At 26.5% G+C, this 1434-nt stretch carries 4 protein-coding genes; all 4 read left to right on the forward strand.

From position 1 onward, the window contains the following. The first annotated feature begins 72 nt into the window (after positions 1-72). The 4 genes from NSA58_RS20135 (at position 73) to NSA58_RS20150 (ending at position 1373) form a co-directional block, all read left to right on the forward strand. Entirely contained in the window at positions 73-408 is a 336-nt protein-coding gene (locus tag NSA58_RS20135) for a hypothetical protein (protein ID WP_257560926.1), read from the forward strand. Between the two features lie 75 nt (positions 409-483). Continuing rightward, on the forward strand, positions 484-609 hold the full coding sequence (locus NSA58_RS20140; RefSeq protein ID WP_257560927.1) for a hypothetical protein: 126 nt from the start codon (positions 484-486) through the stop codon (positions 607-609). A gap of 90 nt (positions 610-699) precedes the next feature. Beyond that, complete coding sequence (locus tag NSA58_RS20145) at positions 700-1008, forward strand: DUF960 domain-containing protein (protein WP_257560928.1); 309 nt, start codon at positions 700-702, stop codon at positions 1006-1008. Positions 1009-1070: 62 nt separating this feature from the next. Then, positions 1071-1373, forward strand: a complete 303-nt coding sequence (locus tag NSA58_RS20150) for a hypothetical protein (RefSeq protein WP_257560929.1) — start codon at positions 1071-1073, stop codon at positions 1371-1373. Positions 1374-1434: the final 61 nt, after the last annotated feature.

Consider the following 1434-nt stretch of genomic DNA (forward strand, 5'->3'; position numbering starts at 1 on the left):
CCGATCTAAAAGAGATGTTGGTAGAAATACTAACATCTCTTTTTAGCATAAAAATTAAAGGAGGAATTTAAAATGATTAACTTATGGAAAAAAGAGGATTTAAATTTATTATTAAAATATCCAAAGGAAGTAGTTGAAAATGTGGATAACGTTATTCATATTCTTGATGAAAATTATGGATATAACAGAAAATCAACAGACGATGGTGGATATGTGTGCATAATTGAGAATATTAAAGAGGTTGAGTATTTAAAAGTAAACATATTAAAGGGATTAGTTGAGGAATTTAGTGATGTAATATATGAAAATAATATTGATAGGTATAATTCAACGTTATACTTATTATCTAGTGATTATTCTATTACTATAATTACAAAAAATGAAATGACTGATGAATTATTAAGATAAGCATTGATACTTACAGGTATTGATGCTTATTTTTATTTTCATTAAAGATTTTAAAATAAGAGGAGGAAATATTATATGTGGAATATAATAATAGCATTTATATTAAGGCTTATAGCTGAGGGGATAGATCCAAGTGAAGCAGTAAATAGAGCTAGTTTAAAATATGGAGTTTCAGCAAGTGATATATGGTATAGAATGTAGCGCTTAAATGAAATAAATAATGATTATAAAAGGTATAGATTAAGGAATACAGCTATTGTTGTATTCCTTAAATTTTAGGAGGATAAAAATATGTTTGATAATGGTAATAGATACATAAGTAGGGGGATAAATGATGAAATTCCAATAGATGTGCAGATATTTATGTGGCAATTAATAGAAGAGTTAAAAGATACAATAGGAGATGCAGATTGCTTACAGGTTTTCACAATATCAACAGTTGATGAAAGTGAAAATACAATAAGAATAATCCATTCACAAGAAGTACCTGAATATAAGAAAATATGGATTTTTGAAGCTAGTGAACCTTGTAATGAGGAAAAGATATTTGTTATAGACGATGGGAGTCATTCTACTATGTTATTAGCAGAGGAATATTAATAAAAAGAAAATAAATAACCTATTTTAAATTAAATTATTTTAAAAATAATGAGGTGAAGCCTATGGCTAAGAAGGAAAAGAAAGAGTTGTTTGAAAAGGAAACTAAATACTGTAAGGTAATAAGAAGTGTTGAATTAAAAGATGGAGATGAATTATTTGCACTTGAGAAAATATACATAAAGGCATTAGATAGGTATGAGATAAGGATATGTCTATATCGTGACTGTAATGATAGGGCTAGAAAATTAATTCCAAGACCTGTTGATATGACTCAAGATAAATTAATTGATTTAATTGCGCTAGGAATTACAACAGGTATATTAGATGATGAATTCAAGGATAAAATTAAAAGTTGTATATTTTAAGATATAAAATACAATAGATTTTACAATAGATAATCAGAATGAAACTTTTTCTAAGGCTAGT

Origin of the sequence: Terrisporobacter muris (genome assembly GCF_024621905.1) — a bacterium.
Taxonomy (GTDB): Bacteria; Bacillota; Clostridia; order Peptostreptococcales; family Peptostreptococcaceae; genus Terrisporobacter; species Terrisporobacter muris.

What these genes read in the sequence shown, in the direction of transcription:
- NSA58_RS20145 (WP_257560928.1), top strand. Translation starts at nt 700, where the DNA reads ATGTTTGATAATGGTAATAGATACATAAGTAGGGGGATAAATGATGAA.
- NSA58_RS20135 (WP_257560926.1), top strand. Translation starts at nt 73, where the DNA reads ATGATTAACTTATGGAAAAAAGAGGATTTAAATTTATTATTAAAATAT.
- NSA58_RS20150 (WP_257560929.1), top strand. Translation starts at nt 1,071, where the DNA reads ATGGCTAAGAAGGAAAAGAAAGAGTTGTTTGAAAAGGAAACTAAATAC.
- NSA58_RS20140 (WP_257560927.1), top strand. Translation starts at nt 484, where the DNA reads ATGTGGAATATAATAATAGCATTTATATTAAGGCTTATAGCTGAGGGG.